The 13,788-nt window shown below is 38.0% G+C and carries 12 protein-coding genes; 8 read left to right on the forward strand and 4 right to left on the reverse strand.

What is annotated here, in order from left to right:
- Positions 1 to 8: 8 nt before the first annotated feature.
- Positions 9 to 383, reverse strand: a complete 375-nt coding sequence (locus LDM93_RS02685) for an ankyrin repeat domain-containing protein (RefSeq protein ID WP_223890481.1) — start codon at positions 381 to 383, stop codon at positions 9 to 11.
- Between the two features lie 283 nt (positions 384 to 666).
- Between LDM93_RS02685 and LDM93_RS02690 the strand changes: the two genes are divergently transcribed.
- The 3 genes from LDM93_RS02690 to LDM93_RS02700 are packed head-to-tail and all read left to right on the forward strand — an operon-like array spanning position 667 to position 2,504.
- Positions 667 to 1,986 carry a DEAD/DEAH box helicase gene (locus tag LDM93_RS02690; RefSeq protein ID WP_223890482.1) on the forward strand — a complete coding sequence of 440 codons (1,320 nt, stop codon included), beginning with the start codon at positions 667 to 669 and terminating at the stop codon, positions 1,984 to 1,986.
- Between the two features lie 5 nt (positions 1,987 to 1,991).
- Complete coding sequence (locus tag LDM93_RS02695) at positions 1,992 to 2,312, forward strand: DUF6172 family protein (protein WP_223890483.1); 321 nt, start codon at positions 1,992 to 1,994, stop codon at positions 2,310 to 2,312.
- 48 nt (positions 2,313 to 2,360) lie between these two features.
- Complete coding sequence (locus LDM93_RS02700) at positions 2,361 to 2,504, forward strand: entericidin EcnAB (protein ID WP_223890484.1); 144 nt, start codon at positions 2,361 to 2,363, stop codon at positions 2,502 to 2,504.
- Positions 2,505 to 2,555: 51 nt separating this feature from the next.
- On the opposite strand, the gene LDM93_RS02705 is transcribed toward LDM93_RS02700, so the two are convergent.
- Both LDM93_RS02705 and LDM93_RS02710 read right to left on the reverse strand, forming a co-directional pair.
- The gene (locus tag LDM93_RS02705) at positions 2,556 to 4,250 is read right to left on the reverse strand and encodes a cytochrome c family protein (protein ID WP_223890486.1); all 1,695 of its coding nucleotides are present in this window, start codon (positions 4,248 to 4,250) and stop codon (positions 2,556 to 2,558) included.
- A gap of 185 nt (positions 4,251 to 4,435) precedes the next feature.
- Positions 4,436 to 5,578: a type IV pilus twitching motility protein PilT gene (locus LDM93_RS02710; RefSeq protein WP_223890487.1), complete on the reverse strand. Its 1,143-nt coding sequence runs from the start codon at positions 5,576 to 5,578 to the stop codon at positions 4,436 to 4,438.
- 134 nt (positions 5,579 to 5,712) lie between these two features.
- On the opposite strand from LDM93_RS02710, the gene LDM93_RS02715 reads away from it, so the two are divergent.
- Complete coding sequence (locus LDM93_RS02715) at positions 5,713 to 6,138, forward strand: hypothetical protein (RefSeq protein WP_223890488.1); 426 nt, start codon at positions 5,713 to 5,715, stop codon at positions 6,136 to 6,138.
- Positions 6,139 to 6,171: 33 nt separating this feature from the next.
- On the opposite strand, the gene LDM93_RS02720 is transcribed toward LDM93_RS02715, so the two are convergent.
- Positions 6,172 to 7,197, reverse strand: a complete 1,026-nt coding sequence (locus LDM93_RS02720; protein WP_223890489.1) for an aldo/keto reductase — start codon at positions 7,195 to 7,197, stop codon at positions 6,172 to 6,174.
- 185 nt (positions 7,198 to 7,382) lie between these two features.
- On the opposite strand from LDM93_RS02720, the gene LDM93_RS02725 reads away from it, so the two are divergent.
- The 4 genes from LDM93_RS02725 (at position 7,383) to LDM93_RS02740 (ending at position 13,730) form a co-directional block, all read left to right on the forward strand.
- Positions 7,383 to 10,391 carry a hypothetical protein gene (locus tag LDM93_RS02725; RefSeq protein WP_223890490.1) on the forward strand — a complete coding sequence of 1,003 codons (3,009 nt, stop codon included), beginning with the start codon at positions 7,383 to 7,385 and terminating at the stop codon, positions 10,389 to 10,391.
- Between the two features lie 696 nt (positions 10,392 to 11,087).
- Positions 11,088 to 11,357, forward strand: a complete 270-nt coding sequence (locus LDM93_RS02730; RefSeq protein WP_223890491.1) for a hypothetical protein — start codon at positions 11,088 to 11,090, stop codon at positions 11,355 to 11,357.
- 115 nt (positions 11,358 to 11,472) lie between these two features.
- Entirely contained in the window at positions 11,473 to 12,615 is a 1,143-nt protein-coding gene (locus LDM93_RS02735; RefSeq protein WP_223890492.1) for a hypothetical protein, read from the forward strand.
- Positions 12,615 to 13,730 (forward strand): nucleotidyltransferase family protein, encoded by a 1,116-nt coding sequence (locus LDM93_RS02740; protein WP_223890493.1) that lies wholly within the window; start codon positions 12,615 to 12,617, stop codon positions 13,728 to 13,730. The genes LDM93_RS02735 and LDM93_RS02740 overlap by 1 nt, the downstream gene beginning before the upstream one ends.
- Positions 13,731 to 13,788 lie beyond the last annotated feature (58 nt).

Raw genomic sequence — 13,788 nt, forward strand, 5'->3', positions numbered from 1 at the left:
TATCTATACTATTGAAAATATTTAAGCATTGACTCACGGCCAAATTTTTGAGCAATCATTCCAGCTGTTCCACCCCTTTCATTGGCAATGGTAACGTCAGCACCTTTTTCTATAAGAAAAGCACAAATTTCTGGCATATCATCCATCACTGCTTCCATCAGTGGTGTCCATCCAACGCCATCTACCTTATCAATATCAGCACCTTGTTCCAAAAGATACTCAACCATATCTCTTCTGTCACGCCTGATGGCAATGTGAAGCGGAGTCCATCCGTATTTATTTTGAATGTTAACATCCATGCCGTTCTCAAATGCTTTTTTAAATGCCTCTAAGTCATTGTCATAGACAATTTTTTCAAGTCTCATAAAATCTTCATCTGCCATAGTCGTCTCCTTATAATTTCATACTTAATATATTGTATCAAATAAACTGATAATTTTTGATGGATAATTCAAATGTTGATTATTATTAAATATAAAATTATAATAACTATAAAATTACGCTATAATGTCACACAATTTAAGCGTACATCGGTCAACGACTTCTATTTACCCTGACTTATAGGGAAAAATGCCCTTGGGGTACTACAATAAAATTAAACAACTAACTTAGCCTAAGACCGACCTCTCACATTAGATGGTAGGCTCGTTCATAAGGTATACATAAATGTCATTTACAAATTTGGGGTTATCTGAACCTCTTTTAAAAGCGATCAAAGAGCAGGGCTATGATACGCCTACACCCATACAGCAAAAAGCTATTCCTGTCGTGATAGAAGGAAAAGATGTCTTGGCTGCAGCACAAACCGGTACAGGTAAAACTGCAGGATTTACACTTCCGTTACTCGAGAAACTCTCCAAAACAAAACCAAAGATGCAGAAAAAACAGATCCGTGCTTTGGTACTTACCCCTACACGAGAACTGGCTGCACAAGTGGCTGAAAGCATCAAGACATATGGGAAACATATGCCTTACACATCTACGGTTATTTTCGGTGGTGTAGGTATTAACCCTCAATTGGCAACTATACGTAAAGGGGTGGATATCGTCATCGCAACACCAGGTAGACTGCTCGATATCGCAGGACAAAAAGGCATCGATTTTTCTGCCCTTGAGTGTCTCATCCTCGATGAAGCTGACCGTATGCTTGACATGGGATTTATCCATGACATCAAGAAACTGATGAAGCTTATGCCTCAAAAGAGACAAACTCTTCTCTTCTCAGCAACATTCTCACCGGAGATCAAAACGTTGGCATCAGGACTTTTAAAGAACCCTGTACTTGTAGAAGTGGCACGTCAAAATACCACGGCGGATCAGATATCGCAAGTGGTACACTTCGTAGATAAAAGGCGAAAGAGAGAATTGCTTTCTCAGCTTATCAAGATAAAAGACTGGAGACAGGTCTTAGTCTTTACACGTACAAAACACGGGGCAAACAAACTGACCAAAGAGCTTGAAGAGTATGGAATCTCTGCAGCGGCTATACATGGAAACAAAAGCCAGGGGGCTAGAACCAAAGCTTTGGCTGCTTTCAAGGCAAATGAGATCCGTGTACTTGTAGCTACAGATATCGCAGCAAGAGGGATAGACATAGACCAGCTTCCTCATGTAGTAAATTATGAACTGCCTAATGTACCCGAAGATTACGTTCACCGTATAGGTAGAACAGGCCGTGCAGGACAGAGTGGTGAGGCAGTTTCACTGGTCTGTATAGATGAACATAAATTGCTTAAAGATATTGAAAAATTCATCAAGTCGGAGATCAAAAAAGTAGAGATTGAAGCATTTAGACCAGATCCGAACATAAAGGCTGAGCCTATTCAAAATGGTAGAGGCGGAGGAAGAGGCCGTAATAACAGTGGTGGAAACTCACGCAATAAACCTCGCAGCAACAGCTCACATGCGAACAACGGTGGTAGCCGTGATGGCGCTAGAAGCAATAACAGAAATAGAAACCGTAATAGAAATCAATCACAAGGATAATATAGATGAAAAAAATATTTAAACTCACAGATGAGAAAAAACATGAAGACCGTGTACTCGAAGCCGTAAAACATGAGATACGCAAATATGTTAAACGCGAAAAGAAGAAGAAACTTGAAGATTCACAGAACACATACTGGGACTTTGATTGTAAAATAGGGCCTACTTCAGAGTCAGCAAAAGTAGTAGAGTATGATGATCTCATTAAAGCACTTGATGCAGTAAAAGCAACGGGTGCTACAGAGTGTTATGTAGAGATACTTGCAAAAGTGGTTGATAAACCACTGAAAGAAGAAGTTGAATCTATGGAAGATGCAAACAACTAATAAAGTATTAGCAAAAATTTAGTAAAATACTCAAAAAAGGATTTAAATATGAAAAAAACAACTATATTGGCAGTATTTATGACTTTGAGTATGATCATGTCTGGATGTAGTAAAACATGGAGTGGCGTCAAAGAAGATACTAGCAAAGCATGGGATTCATCTAAAAAGGCAGTGCATAACGCAACTGCATAATAAATTTGATACTACGTATCTCTAGGTAGTATATTCGATTCCCTTTTCTTTCTAGGGAATCTTGATTGAGATTGAATCTGTTGAGATAGTCTCATAGCGATTCGTCGTACTAGCGTCAAGAGCTTTCATCAGAGCTACTTCAGGTAACTCAGCATTTTTGTATAGATCTTGAGCGAAACCAAAAGATAGTGTTTGGTAGTGTAATGTAGCAGTGACAGTATAAGTACCTGCCGGCAGATCTTTTATCTCGTATCTTACTGTATCACTTCCCCCAATAAAGTCATCATCCGTTTCAGCATACCCATGTGGATTGATTGTCTCAGGTAAATTTACCTCTTTTTTATCAAGTCCCTTTGGCAAGATACGGTTGTCTTTAAGATAATGCAGTGCATGCAGGAGTATATAGGTCATATTATCATCTGTATCCTGTAAGATCGTTTCATAGACCTGTACCTGTGAAGGATCAGTGATCTTATCATAGTGCGGTTCATATTCATTGGTTGTTATGTTGTATACTACACCGTTGATCTGTCCATTATCATTCATTGCCCCTGATTCAAAAACAATTTGATCTGCACTGTTTTTGACTGTTACATGAAGCCAGGCACGGCGTGACGGAAAGCCTGTCGGGAACTTGTGACCACTTTTATTCGTAACGTTTACATCAAAACTAAGCGTAGTACCATTTAAAAATCTTGTATTTTTAATGTCTACAACGGCTGCGGCTTTAAGAAACTCTCTGGTATCCGTAATGCTTTCATTAAATCTTGCTTCATCTGCCAAAACCCCTAGTTTTTGACGGTTGTTCTTGAGGATCTCGAGCATATAAGTGTTGGCACCAAGGAATTTATGTTGATAAAATGGAAACCTTTCTCCTACATTACCTTTTGTAGAAATTTTAAAACTGCCCTCTGCTTGTGGCATATGGCAGTATTGGCAACTGTATTCTGTTCCATTAAAGTCACTGTATTCCCATTCGGTATAGGCTGCCTGCTCGGGGAAAGTTAAACCAGTATCTTGTCCGTCTGTAGAGATAACAGGAGTCTCTAGGTTATGGCAGCTGGCACAGAGTTTGGACTCATTGATATGGGGACTGTATTCGGGGGTAAACTGAACACTATTCTGCATTGGGTTAGGGTTAGGATCTATAAAGGGACCATAAATTTTACGTTCTATTCCGGTGTTATTGGTATCGATAACAAATTTACCTGAAAAGCCTTCAGTAGTACCCAGTTGGGGGGTGTTTTCTATTTGATGACAGAGTGTACAGCTGACTCCTTGCATAGCAGCATCATAATAGTAGTTTTGATCGTTAAAAAATCCATCGCCAGAAAGTGAAACCGTATCACCATTATATGTTGCTTCTACATTAGCCATAGGAGTGTGGCATCGGCTACATTTCGCTTCGATCACTTCTTTGAACTCAGGGTGTTCTTTGACTTCAGTGGCAACTTTTGCCTTCCAGAATGGATCGGTTGCTGCATTGGCCATCATCGTACCTTGCCATGCTTTCACAAGAGAGACATCTGTACCATTGGCATCCTTGATGCCATCATGACACTGTGCACAGTTTTGTGAACCGCTGAAGTGTGTTGTGGTAAAAGAGGGATCATGTAAGACTACATCAGGAAAGGTAGTATTATCATCAGGCAGAGTCGAAGGGGTATCACTGATGGACCCACCGCCACAAGCATTTAAAAAAAGTAGAAAAATGATACCTAATGTTAGAGTGAAGACAGTTTTCATGATGAATCCTTCTTTAGGGTGTTACTCTATATATGATTTAATTATAATTTAAAATTATTAACAAATGGTTTCATCTGGAATGATAATCACAGTTATTTTTCTTTATGAAAGAAGGAGATATTTTATGAGGAATCGACACATGAGTACTTTTAGTATCTCATGGTCATTTTTATAATGTGATGCAACTATTCGTCTTTAAGTGAAAGTGCCTCGCCTTTTGACTCTGGGTGGAATTTTTCTTCATACTCTGTACTCACGGTAAACATGAGCTTAAGGTCATCCGGACTGCTTGCATACTGGTATGCTTGTTCTTCAGTGATCTTATCTGCCAATGTAAGATCAAAAAGCGCACGATTAAAGCTAATAGAATCAAAACTGGTATGTTCTTTTTCAAGAGCATCTGGAATTTCATGATCACGTTTACTTCGGATCAGTTCTTGAATTTGAGGACTTTTAAACATCAATTCTACAGCAGGGATCATGTCTCCGGATGTACCTCTGATCAGACGTTGTGAAACAACGGCTTCCAAGGTTGAAGCAAGCGTTTCACGTACACGGTTTTGCTCTTCGTTCGGGAAAATAGCGATAATACGGTCAACGGTTTCTCTAGCATCTAATGTATGAACTGTAGAGAAGACTAGGTGCCCTGTATTTACAGCTTGTAAAATACTTTCAGCTGTTGCAATGTCACGCATTTCACCCACCACAATAATATCCGGGTCTTCACGCATTGCTGCACGCAATGCACGAGAAAAGCTAGTCGTATGCAATCCCAGTTCTCGTTGCTCTACGATAGATTTTATATCATTATGTACATACTCTATAGGATCTTCAATAGTGATGATATGATGCGGGTATTTTTTATTTATCTCCTCTATAACACTTGAAAGGGTTGTAGATTTACCACTTCCTGTTGTACCGGTAATGAGAACAAGACCACGTCTAAGATGAGTGAGCTTGTGTAAAGCTAGCGGGAGGTTTAGCTCTTCTATGGTTTTAATATAAGAAGGTATAAGACGGAAGGCCAGTGCGAAACCACCAAGATGCATAGAAATGTTGATACGGAAACGGTAGTTTTCATCAAGAGCATAGGCACCATCATATTCTTTAGTTTCTATAAATTCTTCATAGGCATTACCCGTTAACATTTGAACAAGTTCTTCAATGGTCTTTGCATCTAATTTTTCATTTGACAAAAGAACGATTTCACTTTTTATACGTGCATGAATTTGGCTATTTGATTTAATATGCAGATCGGCTCCATTTGCTTCAATCAGCATATGTAACCAAGCATCCAATCTCTCTTTTATATTTTGTGTTAAAGACATAGTTTCCTCCCTTTTTATAATGTATTTATATTATACTACAGCTTATTTGCTTATATTATAGAGAGATGAAAAAAAGATAAATCAAAGAATAGATGCTAAAATACTATATTTATTGAAAACACAAGGATAAGACGATGTCAATAATGAAATATATACTTTTTGCACTACTTTTGTTTGGTTTATGGGTAACTGAACCAATGTGGAGGCACACCGATACAGCTACATCTGCATCACCCGTGAATGAGCATATCGTAGAACAGAAAAAAACTACAACTGAAGAAGTTAGTGCTGAGACTAGATTTTTGAAAAAGTTAGAACTAAAATTTGGTTCAAGACCGTCTGTCAAAGAGAACACAGGCGTACCTTCATCAGTGTATACATATTGGCGTAAAACACTTCAATATCCTGATTCCCTTCAAGATGAAACATGCAGTCCTATACGAGGTAGTGAGGAAGGATGGACAACTGTGTGCAGATATAGAACAAAGAAGAGTTTCGATACTTTGGAATTAAGAGAGGATAGATTTCTTATCAAGAACGGTACTGTATATAAGAAGTAGTATTATACTCAGACCGTAATTTACAAGAATAGGTTAGCCCATAGGGTAGAGTATCTCTTCGTGTACTTTGTCACAAGCGCTTAAAATTTCATCACTGAGTGTAAGATTCATAGCTGCAAGCGAAGCATCAAGCTGATCGGTGTGGGTTGCACCTATGATGGTTGAAGCCACAAAATCAAACTGTTTTGACCAGGCTGTAGCCAATGTTACCGGATGAAGTCCTGCATCTGCTGCTATTTTTAGGTATTGTTGGGTGGATGCCAAAGTTTTGTCATTCATGAAACGTTGCGCCATGATACGTTGCCGTTGGTTAGGTGACTTCAAATAAGTTGCAAATCTTCCATTGGCATCTTCGGGTTTTAATCCCTGGTTGTATTTTCCGGATAACACACCACCTGCTAACGGTGAGTAGGGGAGCAGTGAGATTTGTTCCTTTTGAGAAAGGGTAGAGAGCTCATCTAAAAATCTACGGTTGAGCAGTGAGAAATTGTTCTGTATGGATTCAAATCGTGCCAATCCTTTATAATAGGAGGTCATTAGAGCCTTACTTGTACCATAGGCAGTGTCATTAGATGTCCCTATATGACGAACTTTCCCTGCTTTCACCAATCTGTCAAAGGCTTCAAGTGACTCTTCTATCGGCACGATGGTATCGGGCCAATGCATTTGGTAAAGGTCTATGTAGTCGGTTTTGAGCCGTTTCAAACTTCCTTCTATAGCACGTTCTATATGAAATCTGTCTATGGCTGTCAACCCGTGGCGAATAGGAGGAACAAACCAGCCGCTTGCAGCTCCTGCAACTTTGGTAGCTAGAATGATAGAATCCCGTTCTTTTGTTTTCATCCATTCACCTACCCACTCTTCCGTGATACCTGCAAGTTTTGCATCGGGTGGAACAGGGTAGAGCTCTGCTGTATCGTAAAAGTTAATGCCATAGTCATAGGCTTTGTCCATGATGGCAAATGCTTCTTTCTTGTCACACTGTGTTCCAAATGTCATGGTTCCCATACAGATGGGTGAAACACGAAGTCCGGTTTTTCCTATGTATCGATATTCCATTGTGATCCTTGTAAAATTTGCTTTTATATAATAACTTAAGTTTTCTAAGGTTTTACTCTCTTATTATGATTCTTCTTTGAACGTGTTTTGTATGAGATACATTAACCGTTTATTAACAAAGTAGGAATAGAATATTTATATGGAGATATACTTTTTCATAATCTAATAGTAATGGGGGAATAACAATGAAAAAACATATGAATAAAAAGAATGCAGTACGGGTAGGAGTCGTAGGGATAGGATTGACAGTGGCAAGTATGTTCTATACGACTGGCTGCGGCGGAGGTGGCGGCGGTGATGGTGGAGGTGGGGGTGGTACATCCAGTATGTGTTCAGTACCTTTAGAAGCTTCTTTAAATACACAAGTTCGTATAGGTGGTGCTACGACAGCTGTAGAACAATTCAGCACTGATAGTGGTGAGTGGACACTCTTTAATATAGCAAATGAATTGCGTGCAACTAAGACTGGTACAACAAAATATACAGAATATCATCTGGAAGTCGAAGGCATGATTCGGGATATAGAGATTGTTAAGGGTAATGATAACAATAGTTATGCTCTATTGGCTATGGGGGCTGAAGGAATTGCTACAGTTAACATCACAGATCCTACGGCAATGATACTGGTTAGCAGTGTAAAAGTTAACTATTATCATGAAGGCATTTGGTGGACAGAAGGTGGTGGTGATATAGTGCCGGATAATAGTATTTCCAGCACTCGAGGGCCTGTTAGTTCACTCGCTGTCTATAATGAGGGAAATGCTACCGTACCTTCAATGCAGCTACTGATTGGGGATGAAGGGTATGGTGTACACAAGACAGCACTTGAGAATCTTTTCGATGGTATTAATGGTAGAGAAGCAGATGGTACGCTTAAGATCGACCAAGAAGTTTATACCCTGCAGTATGCTGGTGAAAATCCATGGGGGGGTCCAAAAAGTTTGACATTGTACGGTGAAGGCAATAACACAAGGCTCTTTGTTGCACAGGGCTTCCTAGGAATGGGAATCTATAATCCTAAAACTCTTGAGCAGGTCGGTCATTATAACCTTTATACCGATGCGACTGAGGACAATGGTGGTGAAGATTGGTTTATTAATATGGATGTTTCTACTGAGGTTCAATCTGGTAATATCGACGTGTGTACAGGAATGCCAGATTACAATCAGGCAAATTATGAAATTCAGCAGGTTTGGCATAACAAAGTTGATGCTCCAACACCGTGGGCTGATTTTGATAGGTATGGAAAGTTCTATTATGATGCACGAAAGATAGACGTAGCAACCTTTGGGAGTAAAACTACAGCTTACATCGCTTATGGATTGGGTGGTATGGTCGCGGTGGATGTAACCGGTTATGATACAGCAACAGCTCGTAGCGCAGACTGTACTACCAAGAATAATTTTCTTGAAGGTATGTATCTTGGATATGTTCCAGGCTTGCCGGCACATGGACCGGATGCTGAGACTGGTCAACAATCGCAAAGCCTTTTTCCTTATTTCGGGGTAGGTATGTTGAAAGAAGCAGGGGTGGTCGACGTTAAGGTGGATACTGCAACAAAGAATGTCTATTTTTCTGATCACTTTGCAGGATTGATGGTGATCGGCAATGCGGATAATCCTTCTACTTGGCATGGAAATAAAGGGGCGGGTTCATATGACAATGATACTATGGGTACACTGGGTGATCATTGGCCAGATTATGAGTTTGTCACATCCTATGATATGACTCCGTTTATCCCTACAGGGAAAGAAGAAGAGATACCGACATTTATTACCGAAACACCAATTCTTCTAGCAACAGGTGAGGTGAGTGGTCATGGAAATGTCTTTGGCTTTACCAGTACATTTGATTCAGCTAACAACGTAGCTATAGATATAGCACTTGCAGCCGGAGGGGGCGGTCTTAACTTTATGGATGTTCTCATTACCGGTGCACAGTCGAGCAACTCATTTGAGGTACCAGTTCATTTTGCAACTACTGATGAGATTGGTGCAGCAGCAGATGGTTCACCTACGCAAGAGATCAATATAGGTCATGCTGAGGGACTAACCGCTTATGACAATTTACTGTTCCTTGGTGATGGACCTCATGGTATGTCAGTATGGCAGATAGCGGATGAAGAGTGTAATCCGACAGATGATGTTCATTTGGTAGCCAATACACTACAGAGTGAATATCCAGTAGGTGATATTAACCCCGCACCACATGCACATGATGTAGTATTAGACCATGCTACAAATTCAGCTCTTGTAATGTCACAAAGTCGTGGGGTACGTCGTATTGAGAACGTAGCAGTGGGTACAGTCGGTGCCCCAGTTCTACTGTACCCAAAAAATACGGATATATATGAGCATAATGTCGATGCCGGTAATGTCGCTGATTTCCTCAGTATGCAAGACCATGCATATAGTGCAGCACTGAAAGGGCCACTTGCATTTACTGCTGATGGCAGTAACGGTTTAACGGTGTATGATTTAAGTAAAGATCCGACTGATTCAACCAACAGTAATGGTTTTGTAGTTGCCAATATCGGTGGAGATACCAACTCTCAACCAGATCTCGGCCGTGCATCTGATGTGGCACTTTGGGATGATACAAGTACAGGTACATCGTATGCTTTTGTTGCTGCAGGAAGCAGAGGTATCGCTGTAGTTGATATTACCAATGCGCAAGAAAACAATATGAGATTAGTTAAAATTTTCGAACCAATTAAATGGGAAGATACAAAGGCTGGTAAAGCCGATGGTAAAAGTGTGGCAGTTAAGGTAGTGGGTAATCATGCATTCTTTACCTATGATAGTTTTGGAGTCGTATGTTACAGTATCGCTGATCTGATCGCACCACTGCCTGCGGGAGTAGATCCACAGGATATCTGGACACCGGGCACTGTCGGTTATCGTCCAGAAGCTACTGCACGCTTTAAGCTCCAAAACCGCGAAATGTTTGGTCGTGCTGAATTGGCAGAATGGAGTGGAGGTGCTGCAGGTATGGATGTTGTTAGTGTCAACGGTAGATATATTTTCTATATTGCCTATGGTGATGCTGGTGTTATCAAGATAAACTGGACAAATCCAGCCACACCAGTGCTTATGGAACATGCTGATACGGTAGGATTTGCAAGTGATGTGACTGTAATTAACGGGCATGCTTATGTTGCAGATGGTGGCGGTGGATTGGTACTGCTTAAATAGAGTACTTAATACTTCTCTTTTTGGAGAAAAAGATGGTACCTTCTCTCTTCTGAAGGTACCCCTTATACAATCTTAATGATTTATAGATATATAAACACTTCTCTATAATATAATTACTCATACTTCTTTTCTTTAAAAACATTCACTTTACTTGTTTATATTACAAAATAACAAATCTTCATACTACATGGAAATGATAAGAAGAAGCAAGTAGTGGCAAACTTTATTAATGATAAACTACACAAAAAAAGGATCCTCTATATGCAAGATAAATATGTAGCAGATATAGGGATTTTGGTAAATTTCAGCTTTTTCGATATCTGTTCAACCATGACAGATAAGAGGAACAATCTAACCACTTGCAGCTCCTCCAACTTTGGCAGCTAGAATGATAGAATCACGTTCTTTTGTATTCATCCACTCTTCCGTGATACCTACAAGTTTTGCATCGGTGGAATAGGGTAGAGTTCTTCATTGTCATAGAAGTTCACTCCATGATTAATAGATATTTCCCATGATAGTAAATGCTTCCTTCATGTCACTAACATATCATAATATGGTAATTAGATTAACTACTTAATAAGAGACTTATTTTACTTTAAGTAATAATATGAGATTATATAAAAGTATAAATATAAATCCCGCTATTCAATTAGTCTGTTCTAATTTATACAAATTTTGTATAAGGGGTATATTATGTCTAATAAATTAAACAAAAAGACAGAAACCGATGTAACTATTGATTTAGAAAAACGTAAGTTTATCGGTAAGTGTGGAAAGTACGCAGTAGGTGCAGGTATGGCAACATTAATGATGCCAACAGTTTCTTCTGCCATATCTTCATGTAATAATGGTTGGGGTAACGGTGATCAATGTGCGCCTGGTAATTCTCTTCCAAACAATAATGCAGAGAATAATACTTTTGGGACTACTCAGCAAAATTTTGGTGATCCAAACCCGAACTAAAATATCTAAAAACCATATCAGTCCAAGACTGACTATGGTTTTTTACGCAACATAAATCAAGTAAAATTGATAAATATTTTTCTCCTTCTTAATTTTCTGAAAATATGGATAATGTATGATTAAAAAGCATGATACTACAAAACTGCTACTGAATTCTAAAAAACTACATGCATTTGCCATAGAGGAGAGCCTGTTTGTATATTCTGATGAGACTCAAAATGTTTATGGATTTGAAAAAGGTAGCGCTGCACTGTTTCTACAGATAGATGAACTGATACCTCATTATACGGTAGAAGAAATCGCTAAGAAGTTTCTGGATGTAGATACTGATTTAGTGCAACAAATGTGTGATCTTACTTCAGGAAAAGAAACAGCTGTTGAAGTAGAGTATGAATCCGATATTGAATTTGGAACATATATTAATGATGATTTGATTAGAAAACATTATCAGGTAGATGACATTGTATATGCTATACATTACCCTAATGATATGTTTTATAAGCGACTACACCCTGTGTTTGAATACCTTTATGTAGATAACCCTGAGGGGAAGCATATTGTATCAGTTGACTTTTGCAAATCCGATGACCTGTGGGAAGTCCACTGGAACAATACTCCTCTAGGGATGGCCATGCCTGAAAAGAAGTTAGCTACTTTTCTTCAGGAAAAGATGATGATATGTACTTACCAGTCAAAACGCTATCTTATTGCTTTGCATGCAGGGGCTGTAGAAAAAAATGGCAATGTAATCATCATGCCAGCAGTGTCAGAATCAGGTAAAACAACATTAACTGCGACATTGCTTTACCATGGATTCCACCTTTTTAGTGATGAAGTTACTACACTGGATTATAATGGCTTTGTTCTTCCTCTGCCTTTTTGCATGAATATCAAAGAAGGCAGTTGGAAGATACTCTCAGAGATGTATCCTTACCTTATAGATGGTGATAAATACAGTCGATTTGATGGGCAGAATATCCGTTTCATTCCTCCTGTAAATATGTACTTGGGGCGGCAAAAAGCCAGTCACATTATTTTTCCAAAATACATACCTAATTCAGAAACTACCCTTACAGAAATTGGTGCAAAAGATGCTCTTGAAAAAATTAAAGATGCTGGTTATCAGGTTCAGGAAAATATGGATAGAGAGAAATTTGAATTGATCTTAAAGTATCTTGTTTCTCTACCAAAGTATACGTTAGTTTATTCAAATTTAGATGAAGCCATAGACATGATTAATACATTGCTGGAAATGTAATGTTAGCTAATACAAATATTAGAATAGAAAGTCTGATTACACTATGTGAAATTATCTCACTGTCTGGGGATAAAGAAAAAATCAAGCAAAAAATCCTCTCTGATTCTATAGACTGGCTATGTGTTATTGAAATTGCCAATAGATATTTTCTTACCGCAGCACTTTATTACAGTCTCTTGGATCAAGATATGTTAAAATTTATAAATGATGAAGAGTTGTTAGCCTATTTGGAACAAATATATACCATTAACTTACATAGAAATCAAAGTATTATCGAACAATCAAAAGAGATTACGCAAATTTTATTGAAAAAAGGTATTAAACCCGTATTTTTAAAAGGTACTGCCTCTCTATTACAAAAAGATTATAAAGATGAGGGAATGCGATTTTTATCAGATATTGACTTTTGTGTTTTTGAAAAAGACTTTCTACAGACAAAAAAGCAGTTACTTTCTTTTGGATATATACCTAATATGAATGATCCAGGAATTAAAGATATTGAAAAACATCATCACTGGTGGCCTATGTATCATCCAAATTGGGAAGTGAGTATAGAAACACATAGGTCTATTTTGACATATCCTTACTCTCACTTAATTGAGTGTAAGGATGACAATTGTCAAAATGCTACTTATTATCCTAATATGACTATTCTTTCACCGACTTTTCGTTTGATCCATACATATATACATAGTGATATAGTTGATAGAAGTTATGCATTTAAGACAATGGATCTACGCCAATTGTATGAAATGTCTAGAGTCATTGATAAGTATAGATCAGAAATAGATTGGAGATATATAGAAGAATTTTTTAAAACACATAATATTTTGAGTAGATTTAATAATAGACTTTATCTTATTAAAATACTTTTCAAAGTGCATTCACCTATATTAATAGAGAATAGAAAGTGTAAATTACATTTATCTGTACTCTTTATATTTTTTAAATATCCCCATACATTTATAATCAATAAATATAGGAATTTTCAACTTTTGCGTTTTAAGCTATCTTATAGGAAAATACGTCAGCGATATGGTGTATCAACCAAAACGGAATATATTTATTATGCATCTAAGATATTGAGAAATCATATTTTTGCAAAATTAAGGTAATAGAGAAATCTATTTATTCTATTTTTAAATAATAAAAAATCTAGAAACTACTTTTACT

It is taken from the genome of Sulfurovum sp. TSL6 (assembly GCF_019972115.1).
GTDB lineage: Bacteria > Campylobacterota > Campylobacteria > Campylobacterales > Sulfurovaceae > Sulfurovum.